Source organism: Bombilactobacillus sp. ESL1092 (genome assembly GCF_058107465.1).
In genome coordinates this window covers 1,337,818-1,359,114 of record NZ_CM176594.1, presented here as the reverse complement: position 1 = coordinate 1,359,114, position 21,297 = coordinate 1,337,818, and the positions used below count along the sequence as shown (strand labels likewise).

Below are 21,297 nucleotides of genomic sequence, written 5' to 3'. Positions count from 1 at the left end.
ACCAATTAAAAACCGTCTTCAAACCTAACTAATTGCAGCTAACAAAAAGAGGTTGGGGCAATAATTATCATGTTCTAAACTAACTAAACATTGATTAATTATTGTACTCCAAAAGTCTAAAATTTGTGGCAAACTTACTCAATTATCGTTAGTTTTCAAATTTCAGCGACTTTTGTCCCAACCTCTTCAAAACTCAAATTATTTATCTGCTGTTTCAGTAGTAGTGTCGTCATCCGCTTGACTAGCAGGAGCAGCATCGTCACTAGCCGCTTCATCTGACTTTGCTGGTGCTTTAGTTTCTGTCTCAGCCTTAGCTGTTGTCGCTGATTTAGTTGCGGCTGGTTTATTGACACTTCTAATCGCTGAACGATTAAACGTTAAATAAATTCCATCGCAGTCGATCACGATGGTTTTTTCCGCATCATTAATCGTATCAATCGTTCCGTAAAGGCCACCGATGGTGACGACCGGATCACCAACTTTTAGTTGACCCAACATTTTTTGACGTTGTTCTTGTTGCTTTTTTTGTGGGCGCCACATCGTAAAATACATAAATACAATTAAAATGACGAAAAAGAGTAATAACATCATGTTACCACTACCACTTGCTTTAGCTGCCAATAAGTTCAATTGCTCCACCTCTAGTTTGATTTTACTACTATTCTAACAAACAATCCTTGAAAACACAGTAACTCATTAAAAATTCTTTGCGTTTTTTTCATTAAAGCCGTACTGTTCGAAGACCTGTTGCTTCAAGTCTAATAAATTATCATCCCGAATTGCTTGGCGAATTTGCGCCATCAAATGCACTAAATAATATAAGTTATGATAACTTGTTAAGTGAATGCCAAAAGTTTCATCAACCTGCAATAAATGCCTGATATAAGCCCGAGAATAATTTCGACAAGCATAACAATCACAATTCGGATCTAATGGGCCAAAATCGTGGGCATATTGTGCATTTTTGACGACCAAACGCCCATTAGAAGTCATGCAAGTTCCATTACGCGCAATCCGTGTGGGCAAAACACAATCAAACATATCAATTCCGCGAATGACACCATCAATCAACGAATCAGCTGTGCCCACGCCCATCAAGTATCGTGGCTTATTTTCCGGCAAAAGTGGCGTCGTATAATCTAAAACTTGATTCATTTGCGTTTTCGATTCACCAACAGATAAACCGCCAATAGAGTAACCAGCAAAATCTAATGAAACTAAATCTTTAGCGCTTTGCTGTCGCAAATCTTTAAAGCCTGCGCCCTGCACAATTCCAAAAATCCCCTGCCGATTAGGATTGCGATGCGCTCTTAAACCACGTTCTGCCCACCGCGTTGTACGTGCAATTGATTTTTGCAAGTAATCATGTGATTCAAAGAAAGGCGGACATTCATCCAAGCTCATCATAATATCTGGGCCCAAATCATTTTCAATATGAATGGCCTTTTCTGGTGATAAAAACATCTTACGCCCATCTAAATGGCTCTTAAAAGTAATACCTTCTTCACTAATACCGCGCCTTTTGGCTAAAGAAAAAACCTGAAAGCCCCCAGAATCGGTTAGTATGCCACGATCCCAATTCATAAACTGGTGCAAACCACCTGCTTCACGCACCAACTTAGAACCAGGCCGTAACCATAAGTGATAGGTATTAGATAAAATGACCGTTGCTCCGATTTCCTTTAATTCCTCTGGTGACATAGTTTTGACACTGGCTTGTGTCCCAACAGGCATAAAAATCGGGGTCTCAAAAGTTCCATGCGGGGTAATTAATTCGCCTAACCGGGCGCCAGTATGTTTTTCTTTTTTGATTAAATGATATTTAATTGGTTGTTCCATATAAAACTCCAAATTTCTGTATATTATTGGACATCGTACTGCACCAAATAACAACTCATTGCTTCAACAATGTGATCCTAACTTGGGTAATGAAGTTGGGAAAAATTACTTAGCAATTGAGTGCATAAAAATGTTCGTTTCTATTCACGATAAATTCTGTTTGTCTCAACTGATTTTTACTGCAAATTTATTTAATAAACATTGCATCACCAAAACTGAAGAACCGATATTGCTCTTTAACTGCGTGTTCATAAGCATTTAAGATATTTTCGCGTCCGGTAAAAGAAGCTACTAACATCACTAAGGTGGACTTAGGCAAATGAAAATTAGTAATAAACTCATCCACCACCTGCCAACGATAACCGGGCTTAATAAAGATATCAGTCCAGCCACTGTCTGCCTTAATTTTTCCGTCAAACTTCGTTCCAATTGTTTCTAAAGTTCGAATAGAAGTGGTACCCGTTGCAACAATTTTGCCACCATTAGCCTTAACTTCATTTAAAGTTTGCGCCGCTGCTTCACTCAAACGATAAAACTCACTATGCATCTGATGATCATCAATATTTTCTTCAGAAACTGGCCGAAAAGTTCCCAACCCCACATGTAAGGTTAAATAAACTAACTTAACACCCTTAGCTTGGACTTTCTCTAATAAGTCTTTCGTCCAATGTAAGCCAGCTGTCGGGGCCGCTGCTGAACCTTCTTCTTTGGCATAGACCGTTTGGTAACGATCAGGATCAGCTAATTTTTCTTTGATATAGGGCGGTAAGGGCATTTCACCTAATTGTTCTAAGATTTCCATAAAAATCCCATCATAATCAAAGTGCACCATCCGACCACCGTGTTCCAATTCTTTCGTAACCGTACATTTTAACTTTCCATTACCAAATTCGACGACGGTCCCCACTGGTGCTCTGCGTGCTGGTTTCATCAAAACTTCCCAGTCATCGCCCTCGATATTATTCAATAATAAAACTTCTAAGTGTGCCTGCGTCTTTTCCTTAATGCCATACAAGCGAGCCGGTAAAACCTTAGTATTATTCATTACTAAAGCATCACCAGGATTTAAATAATCTAGAATATCAAAGAAGTGTCGATCTTGATATTCACCAGTTTGATGATCTAACACTAACATGCGTGATTGGTCGCGGTTTTTAATCGGAGTTTGTGCAATTAATTCCTGAGGTAAATGATAATCAAAATCTTCTAACGTTAACAATTTAATTCTCTCCTTTAGTTAATGGAATCCCTAAATGTTCATAGGCTTTGGGGGTCACCACCCGACCACGGGGGGTCCGCTTTAAGAAACCTTGCTGTAACAAATATGGTTCGTTCACGGTTTCAATTGTTTCTTGTTCTTCGCCTAAATTGACAGCCATCGTTTTAATTCCTAACGGCCCACCCTGATACAGATTGATCATCATCATCAATAATTTGCGATCTGTCTGATCAAGCCCTTGATCATCAACTTGTAATTGGTCTAAGGCCGAAGCTGCCAAAGTTTGATCAATTTCTGCTTGACCAGAAACCTGCATAAAATCGCGGACACGCTTTAATAAACGATTAGCTACGCGCGGTGTGCCGCGTGAACGCCGTGCTAGTTCATGCGCACCGGCGCTGGTTACAGACACATTTAAAACCTGGGCGGAGCGTTGGACAATTTGCGTCAATTCGGCTTCATCATAAAAAGCCATGTGTTCGACAATCCCAAAGCGACTCCGCAAAGGTGAAGATAATTGGCCTGCCCGAGTCGTCGCACCAATCAAGGTAAACGGCGGTAATGGGTAGTGAATTGCGTGGGCATCGGAGCCTTGACCGACGACGATATCAATATAAAAGTCCTCCATCGCCGAATACAAAATTTCTTCAATATTTTTTGGTAGACGATGAATTTCATCAATAAATAACACATCACCAGCTTGTAATTCACTCAAAATAGCAACCAAATCACCCGGTTTTTCAATTGATGGCCCCGTCGTCGTTCGCAGATTGACTTGTAACTCATGGGCAATCACCAAAGCTAGCGTTGTCTTACCTAATCCAGGCGGTCCGTACAACAAGACATGATCCAGTGCTTCCTGACGCTTTAGAGCTGCTTGAATATAGACATGCAATTCATGTTTGACTTTTTCTTGTCCCAAGTACTGGTCCAAAGTTTGAGGCCGTAAAGATTGTTCAACCGCAGCTTCTTGATCATCGAGAATTTGATCATCAGTTAAATGATCCTTGTCAGACATCTAATCACCTCAGTTCTTAATGTAATAATTTTAAACCTGCCCGGACGTAATCACCCGCGTTCTGGGCCGTCACTTGACTTAAAGCCGTTTCAATTTTTTGTAATTCTTTTTGAGAATAACCTAAAGCGGCTAACGCCGCCAAGCCATCAGCAAAGTCTTTATTAGCAGTTGCTGTTGATACATGACTAAATAAGTTAGAGGGATTGGTTGCCAGAGTTGTTTTGGGTAATTTATCTTTTAAATCCAAAACAATTTGTTGCGCCGTTTTTTTACCAACACCAGGAAACTTCGTCAGAAATTGCACATCGTCGCTCCCAATTGCTTCAATCAATCCCGAATGATCATCATCAGCCAAAATAGCTAACGCACTTTTGGGACCAATTCCAGAAACCGAAGTTAATTGTAAAAATAATTGTTTTTCTGCTAAGTCATAAAAACCATAGAGGGATTGATCATTATCACGAATAATTTGTTCAATATAAAGCTTGAGTGGTTCGTCTGTCTGGTAACGATAAGGGTTCGCCACCAAGATATGATAACCAATGTGTTGGACCTCTAATACCACATAAGTGGGATAAATCGCCGTAATAATTCCCTGAAAATATTCAAACACAATAAAACCTCACTTAAACCGTCTAGATTGATGGGGATCTTGAATTCTCTTAAACATCTTTTGGATTTCCGCATCACTAAAATGAATTAATGTCGGCCGCCCATGCGGACAATTATACGGATTTTGGGCTTGTGCTAATTGATCCAAAATTGCCTGGGCCTGAGGCCGGTCCAAATGATGATTAGCCTTAATAGATAATTTACAGCTCATAGTAATCGCTGTTTGTTCTCGAAAACGGGCTATATTAATTTTACCGTCTTGCAAAATATAATCAATCATTTCTCGAATCGTCTTTTCTTCTTGCTCAACGCCAATCCAAGTAGGATGGCTAGTTACCACAAAACTATTTTGTCCAAACGGAGCAATCTCCACCCCCACCTGACGTAATAAATCTAAGTGTGCACTTAAAGTAATCGCCTCTGAATTCGCGTAATCCAAAATTAACGGTACCAATAATTTTTGTTGATCGCTACTAACTTGACCAATTTCTTGACTAAATTGCTCATACTTCACCCGTTCTTGAGCAGCATGTTGGTCAACCAGATAAAAACCATCGCCACTTTGAGCTACTAAATAAGTTTCATGAATTTGTGTCAGGAATTGTAATTGGGGAAAAGCTGGTTGGGATAACGACTGTTGTGCCACTGACTTGACTTTGGGTGTAGCATCCGACGCTTTTGGTGGTAATTGCGTCAGAGTGGCATCTTGTTGAGCAATTTCCTGCATTTTTTGATCCCATTGTTGTAGATGCTGGGGATCTTGAAAGATTTCTTGTAAATGCACTGCTCCTGGTTGAATCCAATTAGTCGTTGGCGTGGTCTTGGTAACAGATGGTTCACGTAAAAAAGATGTTGCCGCATTAAATGACTCATCAGTTTGCACAAAAGACGGTCTTGGTTTGGAGGGAGTTGTTTTTAAAGCATCCGGAATTAAATTTAATTGACCCAACGCTTGTGCAACGCTTTGTTCAATTAAATTAGCTAATTGTTGTTCTTTACTCAAGCGAACTTCACGCTTGGTTGGATGAACATTAACATCAACTAATAACGGATCAGTCGTAATTTCTAGAACACCTATAGGATAGCGCCCAACCATTAACTTTGAACCATACCCCGCCAAAAAAGCTTTACTTAATTGATAATTATGAATGTAGCGTTGATTAATTAACAGTGCGATATAATTGCGGTTAGCTCTCGTTTGTTCTGGCAAAGATAAATAACCTTGAACTTGAAAATCAGCATCAATACCTTGACAAGAAATTAAGTCAGCTGCTACTTTGCGGCCATAGATTCCCGCAATAGTTTGTTTGAGATCGCCGTTACCCGAAGTTCGCACTAAGGTTTTCTTTTCATTATTTAATCTCAATGCAATCTGGGGGTGACCTAAGGCTAGATGATTCACAACCTCAACTACTTTTTTTAACTCAGTATTTAAAGTTTTGATATATTTTAACCGCACGGGTGTATTGTAAAATAAATCGGTCACCACCACTGTGGTCCCCTTTTTAGCCGCGGTCACCTGTGGCGTTTGGAATTGTCCACCCGCTACTTGCAACAGCGTGCCACTGGCTCCATCGGTACTAGTAGTAAGCACGACTTTGGCAACTGCAGCAATACTAGCCAAAGCCTCACCCCGAAACCCTAAAGTCTGTACATTAAATAAGTCCTGGGTTGAACTGATTTTACTAGTGGCATGCGGTTGAAACGCTAGCTGAACTTGATCTCTAGCAATACCATCACCGTTATCAACAACCTTAATTTGCGAAATACCCGCATCTTGCACTTGAATTTCAATTTGTGTTGCGTGTGCGTCAATTGCATTTTCTACTAATTCTTTGACCACGGATGCTGGCCGTTCTACCACTTCGCCTGCGGCAATTTGATTACTTAAAGTACTTGGTAATTCATGAATTTCTGCCATTGAATATCCCTACTCTAATCTAATTTACAGCTAATGTTTACTAACACAATTGGCTTGCAAAAATTCTCAGCAGTTAGTATTGCTACTACTTAATTTTTGAACAACTTTGATGCAGAAAATTAATGTAATTTGGCTTGTAATTGATACAAGAAATTTAACGCCTCTAATGGCGTCATATTCAACACATTAGCTTGTTGCAATTCTTGTAATAATTCTTGATGAGTAGCATCACTTTCTGAAAATAAAGATAATTGTTGCTCCACTGGGGCTTCTTGTACCTGATTAACGACGGGTTGGACTGCTTGGGAAACTGGTGGTTTTTGTAAATTAGTCGGTTTGTGTTCCAGATTATCTAAAATCTCTTGTGCCCGCTGTAATAGATCAGTCGGCAAACCTGCCAATTTTGCAACATGAATTCCGTACGACTTATCAGCGGGACCTGCTAAAACCTTATGCAAAAAGACTAATTGCCCATTTTCTTGAGTTGCATCCACGTGTACATTCGTTACTGTGGTTAAATCTTGAGCTAATTGGGTTAATTCATGATAGTGTGTGGAAAACAGCGTTTTGGCATGAACTGTTTGATCTAAATACTCAATAATTGCCTGTGCCAAAGCCATGCCATCATAAGTCGCCGTTCCCCGCCCAATTTCATCAAAAATAATCAAAGAATTACTCGTCGCGTGCTGTAAAGCATCATTGGCTTCCATCATTTCGACCATAAAGGTGGAATTGCCCGCAATTAAATCATCAGCGGCACCAATCCGCGTAAAAATCTGATCAAAAATCGGCAGCGTAGCCGCATCGGCGGGAACAAAACATCCAATCTGCGCCATAATGACAATTAACGCCGTTTGCCGCATATATGTGCTTTTACCAGACATATTAGGACCTGTAATTAATAGAATATCAGTTTGATCGTTCATCTTCACATCGTTAGGAATATAACTATCACTACCTAATACTTTTTCAACCACCGGATGACGACCATTAACAATTTTAATTTCATGATTGTGCGTAAATTGTGGGCGAACATAATGCTGATCCTCACTAATTACCGCAAAACTTTGTAAAACATCCAACCGGGCCAAAATTTGAGCTAACGCTTGAATTTGCTCAATTTGGTCTTTAATTTGTTGCCGAACTTGTTTGAATAATTGGTGTTCTAGTAACGTTGATTTTTCTTCTGCTTCCAAAATCAAACGTTCTTTGTCTTTTAATTCCGGCGTAATATAGCGTTCTGAATTAGTTAATGTTTGCTTACGTTCATAACGATCCGTGGGCACTTGGGCTTTATTCGCATTAGTTACTTCAATATAGTAACCAAACACTCGGTTAAAACCAATTTTTAAGTTCTTAATGCCTGTAGCTTGTTGTTCATCTGCTTGTAGTTGAGCAATCCAAGCCTTCCCATTCGTCATCGCACTACGGTATTGATCGAGTTGTTGATCGTAATGATCCCGAATTAAGTTACCTTCCGTCACAGAAATTGGCGGATCGTCAACAATCGCTTGTTGAATCAATTGCACAACTTCCTGACATTCTGGCATTTTGGTTAACAAATCATCTAGTAACGGATCATGTAAATCTAACAAAGTTTCCTTAATTAAAGGAACTTGCTGTAAAGAAGTTGCCAATTGAATCAAATCGCGCCCATTAACATTGCCAAACGCAATTCGCCCGGCTAAACGTTCCAGATCATAAACCTTCGTTAAATAATCTTGTAAATTGCCCCGTTGAAAAAAATTATCCAATAAAATTTGAACTAAATCTTGACGCTTTTGAAGAAGAGCTGCATCTAGTAATGGGCGTTGCAGCCATTGCTTTAACAAACGGCTACCCATCGCAGTCTTAGTTTTGTCTAATAGCCAAGCTAATGTCCCTGACTTTTCTCCGGTCCTTAGGGAACGAAATAATTCTAAGTTACTTTGAACATTGTGATCCATTTGTAAATATTTACTAGTTTGGTAAACTTGGGCGATCTGCAAGTGCGCCAAAGAACGTTTTTGAGTTTCAATTAAATAAGAAATTAAATAAGTAATCGCCTGACGTTGGAGCTCAGACTGGACTTTTTGCGTCACAAAAGCTACTTCGGCGTAAGCTTGCTGGGGTTGCTCACTGGATACCAAAATTCCCATCTTTTTTAGTTGGTCCTGTTGGTCTTGATCTAGAGTGGCCGCAATCACAACTTCCTTAGAGCGTAAATTTAATAATTCATTTTGAACTTGCTGCCAATTATGAAACGCAGTTACCCGCACTTCACCGGTGGACAAGTCCGTATAGGCAAAACCATATTCTTGATCTTGAAAAATTACGGCCGCCAAATAATTATTCTCTCGGCTTTGATTCGGCTTATCTTCCAAACTAGTTCCTGGCGTGACTAATTTGATAATCCCGCGCTTGACCATCCCCTTAGCTTCTTTGGGATCTTCTAATTGCTCACAAATAGCAACTTTATACCCTTTATCTACCAAAACATCAATATAACTTTGCACGGCATGGTGGGGCACCCCACACATGGGAATCGGATCAGCGGCATTTTTATTACGGGCTGTCAAGGTTAATTCTAGTATTTGTGCCCCTTTGATTGCATCATCGTAAAACATTTCATAGAAATCACCAATCCGATAAAACAAAAAAGCATCTGGATAATCCTTTTTAATTTTTAAATATTGTTGCATCATTGGTGTATCTTTAGTAGTTTGTGGCATACAAAACTCCTCTAGGCTAGGATCTTATTGATCAGATTAATTCAAAAAACAACAACTTTTATTCAACAAACGGACGATCCGGATTAATTTGATACGCATGAATTTTATTTTTCGTTTCTAGATCAATTACGCAATAATTAATTTGGGGACGACCATGTTCCGTTAATTCATAACGAGTTGGTCTCTGTGTTAAAAAGCGGCGAATACTACTCTGGGCTTGAACGCCAATAATTCCGTCATAATCCCCCGTCATGCCCACATCTGTCAAAAATGCTGTCCCTTTCGGCAGAACTCGGGCATCATTGGTTTGCACATGTGTATGTGTCCCGACAACTGCCGCCACTCGACCATCTAAATAGTAAGCCAATGCCGCTTTTTCACTAGTTGTTTCTGCATGAAAGTCAATAAAAATTTGCGCTTGATCCGGAATTTGCGCCAATAATTGATCAGCTATTTGAAAAGGGTCGTCAATTGCATTCATTAAAGCGCGCCCCTGTAAATTAATTACTGCTAATTGCTCCTGATTGACTTGTTTAATTGTCATTCCTGCTCCCGGAACTACCCCGGGGTAATTAGCAGGTCGCACCAAATTATCATTCTGTTCCAGTAAATCATTCACTTCTGACTGATCAAAAGCATGATTTCCCAGCGTAATCACATCTGCTCCCGCTTTTAAAATCTTTTTAAATTGTTGTTCCTTAATGCCTCGTCCTTTAGCAGCATTTTCACCGTTAACAATCGTCACTTGGGGGCGAAAATGTGCCTTGATTTGTGGAAGATATGTTTGCAAAGCTTGCAGTCCCAAATCTCCCATGACATCACCCACAAAAATAATTCGCATAAATACTTTCCTTATCTATTATTTAGCTACTTAAGACTTAATGATACCACTAAAACTTCTGCTAATTAATCTCATTAATGCCGAAGTGTTTTAGAATTAGTAATTGACGCAAAAATCCGTGCGATTAAAAAAAGACATTTCCGAAGAAATGTCTTTTTGATTAACAATCAATATTAATTACATCATACCGCCCATACCAGCATTAGGGTCAGCTGGTGCTGCAGGAGCAGCAGGTTCAGGCTTATCAGCAACAACAGCCTCTGTTGTTAAAATCAAAGCCGAAACGCTGGCTGCATTTTGTAAAGCAGAGCGAGTTACTTTAGTTGGGTCAATAATTCCGGCCTCAACCATATTTTCCCACTTGTCAGTTGCGGCATTATAACCAACTTCATTATCTTGTGCCTTCAAATGTTCAACAATGACAGAGCCTTCTTTGCCGGCATTTTCTGCAATTTGCCGAACTGGTGCTTCTAAAGCCCGCTTAACAATGTTAATACCAGTTTGCACATCGCCAGTTTCGCTTTCAGCTAATTTAGCAACAGCTGGAATGACATTCATCAAAGCTGTACCACCACCAGCAACGTAGCCTTCTTCAACAGCGGCCCGCGTAGCATTCAAAGCATCTTCAATCCGATATTTGCGTTCTTTTAATTCGGTTTCAGTAGCGGCACCAACTTTAATCACACCAACGCCACCAGCTAATTTAGCTAAACGTTCTTGTAACTTTTCACGGTCAAAGTCAGAAGTTGTTTCGCTAACTTGCTTCTTAATTAAATCAACCCGTTCATCAATCGCATCTTTAGAACCAGAACCTTGGACAATTGTTGTGTTGTCTTTAGTAACAGTTACACGACCTGCTTGACCTAATTGATCAATGGTTGTGTCTTTTAATTCTAAGCCTAAATCAGCTGTAATGACAGTACCACCAGTCAAGATCGCAATATCTTCTAACTGTTCCTTACGACGATCGCCAAAACCAGGTGCTTTAACAGCTACAACATTGAACGTGCCCCGAACCTTGTTCAAAACCAATGTTGGTAAAGCTTCACCATCAACATCATCAGCAATAATCAATAAAGCTTTGCCTTGTTGCACGATTGATTGTAATAATGGCAAAATATCTTGAATGTTGGAAATCTTCTTGTCAGTAATTAAAATGTATGGATTATCTAAATCGGCTTCCATTTTATCGTTATCAGTTACCATGTATTGTGATAAGTAACCACGATCAAATTGCATACCTTCAACAACATCAGAAGTTGTTTCAATACCCTTTGATTCTTCAATGGTAATTACACCATCATGGCCAACTTTTTCCATCGCATCGGCAATTAATTCACCAACTTGTTGATTGGAAGAAGAAACTGCGGCAACTTGAGCAATTTGATCACGGCCACTAACTTCGTGAGAAATCTTCCGCAATTCATCAACAGCAGTAGCAGTAGCCTTCTCAATTCCCGTCCGAATACCAACAGGGTTCGCACCAGCAGTTACGTTCTTCATGCCTTCTTGAATAATTGCTTGAGCTAAAACTGTCGCAGTGGTTGTACCGTCACCGGCAATATCATTAGTCTTTGAAGCAACTTCAGAAACTAATTTAGCACCCATATTTTCAAAATGATCTTCTAATTCAATATCTTTGGCGATAGTTACACCATCGTTGGTAATATTTGGAGAACCATAGGATTGTTCCAAAACAACGTTACGACCTTTAGGTCCAATTGTTGTTTTTACTGTATCTGCTAATTTATTAACGCCTTCAAGCATCTTAGCCCGTGCGTCTTCTGAAAATTTAATTTCTTTTGTCATTTTTCAGCCACCTCAATTATTATTTAATACTTTATGTTCTTAATTTCTAATTAATTACAAAAATTAGTCAACAATTGCCATGACATCTTTTTCATGCATTACGAGATATTTTTGGCCGTCATACTTAACTTCTGAACCAGCATATTTATCAAATAAGACTTTATCGCCTTTTTGAATGCTTAATTCAATTGTTTTACCTTCTGGTGTCCGTTCACCGGCGCCAACAGCAATAACTTCACCAACTTGTGGCTTTTCTTTAGCATTATTGGCTAGAACAATTCCACCAACTGTTTGTTCCTTTTCTTCATCAACTTGTACCAGAATACGATCACCTAATGGCTTTAACAAAGTAATCCCTCCAAATAAAAACATTTTTAGCACTCTTAGCACTCATCTTTATATAGTGCTAATACAAGTTCTATAATAACATGTTCCTTTCCAGATGCAAGTATTTCCGTTTAAAAATATTCGGAAAACTTACTTTTTTACAGTAGCACAGATCGCTTTGAAAGCACATTAATTGGCTCAAAATCTAGTAATCTTCCTTTACTTTTTTTAATCAAAAAGTCGCCCGTAATGGACGACTCACTTGATTTATCAAATTTGGAGCATAAATAGCTTTCAAGCCACGTATGCAATTATTAGATAATTAATTTTGCAAAATAGTTTTCAAATTGTTGACCCGATTCAGCTATGACTAGCGAGGAATTTGAAACATACCATCCTTTTTAGCGTAAGCTTTACCATAAGTCATATCATATTCTAATAACCGATAATCTTTATAAACTCGTGATTGATCCCACTTAGCATTTTTAGGGCCGTGAACATTTTTAGCAGTTAACGCATACGTATCGTTGCTTACTTTGGTTCGATTCTGTTGGCCCGTACCAGAAATTTGTAGTGGTTTGGTCAAAACTGGAACTTGCTGTTGTAATTGTTCCAATAATTGATAAAACGGGGTTTGCGGATAGTTAAGTTGTTGCAATAACTGTAAGGACATATAGTTGGGCGAGAAGTAATTATAATGATGCGTCTGTAAAGGAAAATTAGCCGCCATCACAAACGGCGTTGCATGAGAATACAAGGTATTCTGATTGAAGAGATCATCATAAATACCATCACCAGGATAATGATCGCCATACATGACAATTAACGTTTTTTGCTTAGCATGTTGATAATGTTGCACTAATTGCTTAAACGCTTGATCCGAATCGTGAACTTCTTGAAGATAAGCTTCTAATTTTTTAGTCTTATCAGCATCTCCGGCTACTTTATTCTGGAGTTGATAAGAACTTTTGGGACCTATTTCTGCTTGATAAGGCATATGGTTTTGCATCGTCAACATCAAACTAAATTGGCGACTAGACTTTTTTTGTTGTGCATAAAAGTTCGGATAAGCGGATGCATCTGTATCATACAAACCATGTGGTGACTTCTTTAAATGCTGTAATTTCGACTGATCTTGGAATTTATGGATACCGATCGCTGGATAAGCTTGATTTCTACGATACATAGTACCGGCATAAGGATGGTAGGCCTGTGAATTATAGCCAGCATCATTTAAATAATGCATGACACTCGGAAAATATTTTTTATTCGGTAAAATATCCTGATAGGGCGTATTGTTTAAAAAGTAATTGGAGAAACCCGTGTTGGCTTCAAATTCAATATTAGCCGTCCCCCCACCAAAACCAGGAGACACCATATAACCGCCAGCTTGTTGGACCGTTGGATTCGTAATCATCTTAGAAATATAAGGCATCGGATTTTTATTGCCAACAAGGGGATACCATTTCTGTGTCCGTAAAGGATTGGTTAAAGATTCATTTAAAATATAAATAATGTTAACTTTCCCAACTTTTTTCCCTTGATTGGCTTTAACCAAACCTTTTTGATAACGTTTAGTAATTTGCTTCATAGTCGCCGCGCTATAATTAGCAGGCTTAATCATTGGCGTAGAATGGGCATTAAAGACAAAACCAATTAAAGTACCCCGATTACGATAATTGGCCAATTGTGAACGATCAACATTAGTAATATTATGCTTCGCCAATTGTTTAGAAGCAAAAGAGCGCGTATTTCCTGCTTGTGAGAACAAGCTTAAAGCTATTATTGCTAACACCAAAAAGCCAATTCTCAACGGCCACAGCACCCGATGATTTTTTAACCACAAGCCTTTGGTAACTTTGTGTAACAGGTAGGCCGCTACAAGTAGTAATACAATGCCAATGGCTAAAAGTAATAATGATTGCCAACTGACCATTTTAATTAAACCACCAGCTTGACCAGCCATGTTTAAATCATTAGGTAACAATGGTTCAGAACGTGAAATAATTTTATTAAAGTCCACATATAAAATAATACTGAAAATAATGACGCTCAGGGATATTCCCCACCAATAATCACCTAACAGCGCAATTAGCATTGTTATAATGACTACTAGGAAAAACCAGTTGATTCGCGTGACGACAGGATTATTCTTAATTTCCCAGAACATTTCATGATAGCCGTGTGTCAAACTACCGGTTAAAGCTAGTTGAAATTCAAAATAAAATCCGTAAGCAATTAAACACACTAAAAGTACTTGCAGTAAAAAATACATAAAGCGTTTGACAGTTAGATTATGCACAATAAATCCTCTTTCGACTTAAATTAATACAGTTTTAAATTTTAGCACAATCTAATTTAGATAGGTATATTACTAGCATAATTTGCCGATAAGTCAAAAGCAGTTAAAATGCGGTATTACAAAAAATATTAAATTAAATATTTAAAAATGAGGTTGTAACTAGCAGCTAAATTGCTTTTGTCACAACCTCATATTAAGTATTAAAAAGTCGGAACAAAAAAATTTCGTAAATCAAACAAACCTTCTCCGCTGATAGTGACTTCAAAAGTCAAAAATCTGTGTTTAACTTCTCAAAACTTTTTGTCCCGACTCTTTTTTGAATATTAATCGACCTTGTCAATTGCTTCGGAAGCAATTATTTGGAGATTTTCCCCTTGAAATTGCCAAGCAGTAATTGGCGCCGGAATAATAAAGTGATCACCTAACTGTAACTCGTAGGTTTTCCCAGCAATCACTAGCTGTCCCGTTCCGGAAATCACGGAACATAAGGTGTAAGCACCCAACTGATGTTGCAAACTTAAAGCATCATTTTGCACTTGTAAGCCCCACACTGCAAAGTATGGCGAAACAGGTGGTTTCACATAAGTGGTGATGGAACTAGCACCAAATTGCTGGACCGCTTGATTAAGTTTTGGTGTTTGGAAAGGAACAGTAATCGTATCTAGAGCCTGTTTTAAATGCAGTTGGCGTTTTTGACCGGTAGCTTGTTCAATACGATCATAATCATACAAACGATAAGTAGTATCACTACTTTGTTGTGTTTCTAAGGCAATAATTCCTTGATTTAACGCATGAACACACCCACTAGGCACAAAAACAAAATCTCCTGTTTTGACTGGCATTTTTTTGAGCAAATGTTCCCAGTCCCCCGAGTCAATCAGTGCTTGTAATTCTGCCTTAGTTTGCGCATTATGTCCATAAATCAAATAGGCACCAGGCTGGGCATCAATAATATACCAACACTCCGTTTTGCCTAGCTCACCTTCATGTGCTTGGGCATAAGCATTATCTGGATGCACCTGAACTGATAAACTAGCTTCCGCATCTAAAATCTTAGTCAATAAAGGGAAAACTTTTCCTTGCGGGTAACCAAACAGCTCTGGTTGTTTTTGCCATAGTTGGGCTAAATCTTGCCCAGCAAAAGGTCCATTTTTAACAGTTGATAAACCATGAGGATGAGCAGAGATGGCCCAACATTCTCCCACTTGACCATCAGGTATGCGATAACCAAAACGTTCTTGTAGCTTACGCCCACCCCAAATTTTTTTTTGGAAAGCGGGTTGTAAAAACAATGGTTCCATCTAATACCTCCTAATAAAAGCAGCCGTAATCAACCAAAATTACTACTAACTTACCGCAAAATTCTCGCCTTACAAGCTAAAAGGTGAATCAAAAGTTAAACATTTAATTTAACTATAGTTATCTAAGAAATAAATTAATGTTTGTAATTCATTCGCTAAATCAACATTGTGCACGCGCACAGAATTAGGAGTTGCCAATCTTAACGGCGTAAAGTTCAAAATACCCTTGACGTTGGCTGCTACCAGTTCATCAGCGACCTTTTGTGCACTGATGACTGGTACTGACAAAATCACAACATCAATCTGTTCATCTGCTAAACGTTGTTCTAAAGAATCGACATCATAAACTTGCACACCATTGACAGTTTGGCCGATTAATTCCGGATTCTGATCAAAAGCGGCCGTAATCTTAATATTGTTCGTCTGTGAAAAGTTATAGTTTAATAATGCACTACCTAAGTTACCTACTCCGACCAACGCTACTTTCGTCGTTTGACTTTGGTTAAGTAACTTTTTAAAAAATTCCAGCATTGGTTCAACTTCGTAGCCGTAACCCCGCTTACCTAAAGAACCAAAGTAAGAAAAATCACGCCGAATCGTCGCACTATCCACTTGAACAGCTTTAGCTAATTCTGTTGAGGAAATCTTTTTAGTATTGGAATCATTTAAAAATTGAAAGTAACGATGATACAACGGTAAGCGCTTAATAGTAGCATTTGGTATTTTGTATTTTGTCATGGTTAATATCCCCTTGTGAACAAGTATAATTGATACTTTCAGTATCTACCTTTTAATATCACAATGTCAAGTAAATAAAATCACAAAGTTATTACCTTGAAAATTAACCATTAATTTTGATAAAAGTTGCCATCTCATACGGTGCTAGTTGTTGCGCGTCTGCTTGTAAAGACTGAACTTCTTCTAACGCATTGGTTCGTTGAAAACCAGCCGCTGAGAATTCCGTTAAAGCAACCGTTTTATTCGCTTGATTACTCAATCTAACCACAATCGCATTCTGAATTGTATAAGCACAGTAGAGAGCCGTAATCGTTACATCCGGATCCAACCGTAAGAAAGTCGCTTGGCGTGGTAACTGAGGTAATGATTTATCAAATTCAACATCCCAAATTTTATTGTCTAACCGATTGACAAATAAATTCAGTTTTTGTAACTGGTAATTAACATTGGGGGCCAACCAATTTTCAGCAGTCCGTGCTAACTGATTCTCGTCTAAGTCCGCAACTGCCACTAATCCAAACGCAAAATGATTTAAGCCGATTTCTTCAGCTAGTGGTGTTGGCGTCATCTGATGACCGACACTAGTAGTGTCGCCCGAAGCTCGCCCGGGACGCCACAATAAATTGGGTTTTCCTAATTGACCCGTAGTGGCTAGTAAAGTGACGGCAAAGCTTTGATTCAATAATTCGTATTCTTTCATGCCGCCACTTAACAAAAACAAACCTTGCTTGGGCTCATACATGCCCACAACTTTATCAAAGTTGTAAAGATTGACCGGTTTTTCAACAAACTCGTCTTGCCAATTATCCGCAATAGGCAAATTAGTAGTGGTTCGAAAACCGCCTTGAATTTGCGCCCACGCCTGTGAACTTTTGATACCCGTGTTAATCTTTAATCTCAAGCGATGATCTAAAGCTTGGTTGTCAATAATTAATTGACCATCTAACACCGAAGAACTTGTTGCTAAACTTAAAATAATTTTGAAGTTCACGTCAATTAATTGCGGATGGTCCTTTTGCCTTTCAGCTAAAGATTTAGGTAACTGCCAAGTACCTTGAACCGTCATAGTTTGTAAATTAGGAGCAGTCTGCACTTGACATTGTCCAGTTAACGGCAAGCTGACTTCTTGTTCCTGCGGTAAAGGCGAATAATCATACGTATCACCATCATTACCCGAATCTAAAATTTCTAACAGCTGTGGATAAACGTGACCTTGCGTTTGAGCAGTAAAGCCCGTTCCTGTGTATTGAACTTGCCACTTTTGATTGTTAATGGACACAGATGAACTATCTTCTAAAGTTGCTAGCTCCGTTGGAGCTACTTGATAAGAAACCACCTGATAGCCTAATCCCTCGTAGTACATCTTTAACCGAACTGTCAATCGATAATAGCCCGGTTCATCTTTAAATTCAAAACCTTTGGCGGTTTGTTGCATAATGTGCTCACGCTTAGGGACATAAGTTGCACGAACTAGAACAGCCTGATATTGCTCAGCAAATTTCACTTTTTTATTAGTCGTTAAAAATTCTACTTCTTGATAACCATCAAATACCCGTGGTGAAGTATTAAATAGTAACAATTGATTACTATCCAGATTTAAACGTTGTGCTAAGCGCTTCTTAATATAATTTTCAATTCCGGCAGCGATTTCGAAACCTTCTTTGAAACGTTGCTGAACATCAACAGCAACATTATCCGTGATACTACCGCCTAATGTATCATGCGGTTGACACTTTAATAACTTTTTCCAAAGTTTTAAAACTAATCCGTTGGACACTTTGATTCCACAAGCTTGGGCAATAACCAGCATCGGTTCAACTCGGCGTAAAATTTGTTGTTCTAACTTGAAATTTTGACGTTTAAGCTGCGAGCGCACTGACCCAATCGTCCGATGCACCCGTGAATAGGTAGGATAACGTAATTCGCCTTGATACTGAGGCAAATCTTGGTGGCGCAATTGTTGCATAAATTGGGGATAACTGCTCAACACTATTTGGTGTTTACTATATTGATTTAATTGTTGAATTACCTGGGAAATATTATGGATAATATTCATCTGATCAATCCCCGAAGGAATTAAAACGGGATCATTATGACCATGTTTAGCTTCTAGGTCAATTCCTGGGTCTAATCTTTGCTCGACAAACTCTTGTAAATGCTGCTTCGAATTTAAATCAATTTGCCCCGTATAATAACCTAAGGGAAAGTTAGCTGCATAAACTTGGTTATTTCCCAAGCCCTGCCACTTAAAGTAAACTGAATCGACTTGTCGAGCAAAATTAGTACCCCGCCAACATATAAAATCTTGAATGCCGACTTGATTTAATAGCATCGGTAATTGTGCATTAAAACCAAAGGTATCAGGTAAATAGCCAATCATCATGGCCTGCCCAAAGAGTTGGCGACTGCCGATAATGCCAATCACTAAATTACGAATAATGGATTCACTATCTGGTATTAATGCATCTGTTTGGGTATACCAAGGACCAATAAACAATTGCTTACGCAAAACCAGTTGCTTAATTCTCTGTCGATCTTCTGGATGAATGGTTAAATATTCCTCCACAATCGATAATTGCCCATCGAAAGTGAAGTTAGCCTCTGGACGTTGCTCTAACTCTGTTAAAACTTCACCGAATAATTGATCACTGAGAACCTGAGCATCTTGAGTTGTAAAATACCATTCGCGATCCCAATGAGTATGATTAACAAAATGTGCCGTTACCATATATTATTTACTCCCATATTTTTATTCAAATTCAATCTCAATATCTTCTTCGTCTGCTTCACCATCAACATCTGGCGTATCATTTTGGTTAAAATCAACGGCTAACGGCGCTAATATTCCAATAATCAAAGCGCAAGCAAAGAGTCCAATTAGATATGCCCACCAGTTAGTTACTGTTACTGCACCATAAATACCACCAACTGGTGGAATCTTGGCTTGAGCCCCTAATAAAATCGCAAGTGCGGGGCCCACTGCTCCAGCAAGCATATTAATGGGAATCAATTTTAACGGACTAACTAACGTAAACGGAATGGCCCCTTCAGTAATACCGATAAAACCCATGAACCAATCACTACGTCCGGCATCCAACAATTCATTAGAAAAACGTTTTTTATAAAATAAAGTAGCAAACGCATAGCCTAAAGGAATACCAGCAATCGCAATATTTACAATCATTGCCGGAGTATAAACTTTTTCTGCCAATAGCACATTACCAGCCATCCAAGCCGCTTTATTAATTGGACCGCCTAAATCAGATCCAATCATCGCTCCCATAATGATTGCTAGAGTCATCGCGCTGACCCCACTGTTACTCATTGCCTTAATCCAAGCGACTAAAGAACTATTAATCCAAGCCAATGGTTGCTTCAATAAGACACCCATTAATAACGCCACGACCATGGTCGATAAAAGTGGTACTACTACTAATGGCATAATGGATTCATATTTAGCACTGACACGGATTTTGTCATGGCACCATTTAGCAGTATAACCAGCTGCAAAACCAGCAACCAATGCTCCTAAAAACCCCATGTTGGAGCTAGAAGCTAAGGAACCACCAATAAAACCGGCGGCTAAAGCTGGCTTATCACCAATGGCATAAGCAATATAACCCGCCAAGACAAGATTAACTAAGCCGACACCAATCCAACCAACAGCCTCAATTTGACCCATGTAAAACCAAAAACCCGTTTTATAATGATCAAAACTTGTAATGCCAAATAATAAACCAATTAATTTAGGCACAGCTACGACTAGCGAACCACCAATAACTACGGGTAACATGTAAGAAATCCCCGACATTAAGTAGCCTTTCCACTGTGATAATAACTTTTTCATAATTTTCACCTCTGAAGCGTCACTAAGCTTTTTTCTGAGCCACTGCTTTCATCACTTTGTTAATTACTGCCTTCGGTTTTTTAATGCACATATTGATATCCACGCGAACGGTGGGAATCCCCTTAAAACGATCCATTTTTTCAATTTTTTGGTCAGAACCAATTAACAAGAACTTCGCACTTTGAGCTTCTTGTTCCGTGATTTCATTTTTGAGACCCATAGCTCCTTGTTGTTCAACCTTGGCTGAAAGCTGCAGTTCTTGGGCGGCTTTCTCTAATGCTTTAGCAGCCATAGGGGTATGGGCTAAACCTGCGGGGCAAGAGGTAATTGCTACAAAATCCATAATTTTACTTCCTTTTCGCTTTAATTATTAGTTAAAATTTGATAAACATCTTGTACACTTTGACTAGCAACCAGTGCTTGGCGCTTTGGGGCATCAATTAATGAAGTGGCCAGATTGGCTAATAATTGTAAATGCTCCTGCGCACCATCTGGAGGAGCTAACATCACAATGATTTGTTGAACTGGTTGATCATCAATCGTTTGCCACTCTGATAACGGACTTTGGGTCCGAATAAACAAAATTGCTGATTGCTTAATCGCCTGAGAAAGCGTGTGGGGGATCGCAATCCCATCCTGCAATCCTGTTGAAGCCTGTTGTTCACGCTCCTGTAGTGATTCATAAATTGCTTGTTCATCGTCACCAACGCCTAAACTAACTGCTTTTTGGGCAATAAAATGAAACACCTCAGTTTGCGAACGTAGCGGTTGATTTAAAAAGATTTGGTTCTTCGTCAAAATCTGATCCATCC

17 protein-coding genes are annotated in these 21,297 nt (G+C 38.9%); all 17 read right to left on the bottom strand.

Annotation, left to right across the window (positions count from 1 at the left end; all coding sequences use genetic code 11):
• Nucleotides 1-198: 198 nt before the first annotated feature.
• Nucleotides 199-630, bottom strand: coding sequence for a preprotein translocase subunit YajC (gene yajC, locus AC3B6Y_RS06190; protein WP_489769159.1), 432 nt, complete (start codon nucleotides 628-630; stop codon nucleotides 199-201).
• 66 nt (nucleotides 631-696) lie between these two features.
• Nucleotides 697-1,839, bottom strand: a complete 1,143-nt coding sequence (gene tgt, locus AC3B6Y_RS06185) for a tRNA guanosine(34) transglycosylase Tgt (RefSeq protein WP_489757242.1) — start codon at nucleotides 1,837-1,839, stop codon at nucleotides 697-699.
• A 187-nt stretch (nucleotides 1,840-2,026) separates the two neighbouring features.
• Nucleotides 2,027-3,058 carry a tRNA preQ1(34) S-adenosylmethionine ribosyltransferase-isomerase QueA gene (queA, locus tag AC3B6Y_RS06180; RefSeq protein WP_489790710.1) on the bottom strand — a complete coding sequence of 344 codons (1,032 nt, stop codon included), beginning with the start codon at nucleotides 3,056-3,058 and terminating at the stop codon, nucleotides 2,027-2,029.
• A 1-nt stretch (nucleotide 3,059) separates the two neighbouring features.
• On the bottom strand, nucleotides 3,060-4,076 hold the full coding sequence (ruvB, locus tag AC3B6Y_RS06175; protein WP_489774797.1) for a Holliday junction branch migration DNA helicase RuvB: 1,017 nt from the start codon (nucleotides 4,074-4,076) through the stop codon (nucleotides 3,060-3,062).
• A gap of 16 nt (nucleotides 4,077-4,092) precedes the next feature.
• Nucleotides 4,093-4,689, bottom strand: coding sequence for a Holliday junction branch migration protein RuvA (ruvA, locus tag AC3B6Y_RS06170; RefSeq protein WP_489790709.1), 597 nt, complete (start codon nucleotides 4,687-4,689; stop codon nucleotides 4,093-4,095).
• Between the two features lie 9 nt (nucleotides 4,690-4,698).
• The gene (gene mutL, locus AC3B6Y_RS06165; protein ID WP_489790708.1) at nucleotides 4,699-6,609 is read right to left on the bottom strand and encodes a DNA mismatch repair endonuclease MutL; all 1,911 of its coding nucleotides are present in this window, start codon (nucleotides 6,607-6,609) and stop codon (nucleotides 4,699-4,701) included.
• A gap of 119 nt (nucleotides 6,610-6,728) precedes the next feature.
• Nucleotides 6,729-9,320: a DNA mismatch repair protein MutS gene (mutS, locus tag AC3B6Y_RS06160; protein WP_489769163.1), complete on the bottom strand. Its 2,592-nt coding sequence runs from the start codon at nucleotides 9,318-9,320 to the stop codon at nucleotides 6,729-6,731.
• 58 nt (nucleotides 9,321-9,378) lie between these two features.
• On the bottom strand, nucleotides 9,379-10,161 hold the full coding sequence (locus tag AC3B6Y_RS06155; RefSeq protein WP_489769164.1) for a TIGR00282 family metallophosphoesterase: 783 nt from the start codon (nucleotides 10,159-10,161) through the stop codon (nucleotides 9,379-9,381).
• Between the two features lie 177 nt (nucleotides 10,162-10,338).
• Complete coding sequence (gene groL, locus AC3B6Y_RS06150) at nucleotides 10,339-11,970, bottom strand: chaperonin GroEL (RefSeq protein ID WP_489757235.1); 1,632 nt, start codon at nucleotides 11,968-11,970, stop codon at nucleotides 10,339-10,341.
• 63 nt (nucleotides 11,971-12,033) lie between these two features.
• Entirely contained in the window at nucleotides 12,034-12,318 is a 285-nt protein-coding gene (gene groES / locus AC3B6Y_RS06145) for a co-chaperone GroES (protein ID WP_489757708.1), read from the bottom strand.
• A 349-nt stretch (nucleotides 12,319-12,667) separates the two neighbouring features.
• A complete protein-coding gene (locus AC3B6Y_RS06140) occupies nucleotides 12,668-14,599 on the bottom strand; it encodes an LTA synthase family protein (protein ID WP_489790707.1) in 1,932 nt (643 codons plus the stop codon).
• A gap of 323 nt (nucleotides 14,600-14,922) precedes the next feature.
• The gene (gene manA, locus AC3B6Y_RS06135; RefSeq protein ID WP_489769166.1) at nucleotides 14,923-15,900 is read right to left on the bottom strand and encodes a mannose-6-phosphate isomerase, class I; all 978 of its coding nucleotides are present in this window, start codon (nucleotides 15,898-15,900) and stop codon (nucleotides 14,923-14,925) included.
• 108 nt (nucleotides 15,901-16,008) lie between these two features.
• Entirely contained in the window at nucleotides 16,009-16,638 is a 630-nt protein-coding gene (locus AC3B6Y_RS06130) for a redox-sensing transcriptional repressor Rex (protein ID WP_489757232.1), read from the bottom strand.
• Nucleotides 16,639-16,741: 103 nt separating this feature from the next.
• The gene (locus AC3B6Y_RS06125) at nucleotides 16,742-19,366 is read right to left on the bottom strand and encodes a glycoside hydrolase family 38 N-terminal domain-containing protein (RefSeq protein WP_489790706.1); all 2,625 of its coding nucleotides are present in this window, start codon (nucleotides 19,364-19,366) and stop codon (nucleotides 16,742-16,744) included.
• A gap of 21 nt (nucleotides 19,367-19,387) precedes the next feature.
• A complete protein-coding gene (locus AC3B6Y_RS06120; protein ID WP_489790705.1) occupies nucleotides 19,388-20,485 on the bottom strand; it encodes a PTS fructose transporter subunit IIC in 1,098 nt (365 codons plus the stop codon).
• A 22-nt stretch (nucleotides 20,486-20,507) separates the two neighbouring features.
• Nucleotides 20,508-20,828 carry a PTS fructose transporter subunit IIB gene (locus tag AC3B6Y_RS06115; protein WP_489757229.1) on the bottom strand — a complete coding sequence of 107 codons (321 nt, stop codon included), beginning with the start codon at nucleotides 20,826-20,828 and terminating at the stop codon, nucleotides 20,508-20,510.
• Nucleotides 20,829-20,848: 20 nt separating this feature from the next.
• Nucleotides 20,849-21,295, bottom strand: coding sequence for a PTS sugar transporter subunit IIA (locus tag AC3B6Y_RS06110; RefSeq protein ID WP_489790703.1), 447 nt, complete (start codon nucleotides 21,293-21,295; stop codon nucleotides 20,849-20,851).
• Nucleotides 21,296-21,297: the final 2 nt, after the last annotated feature.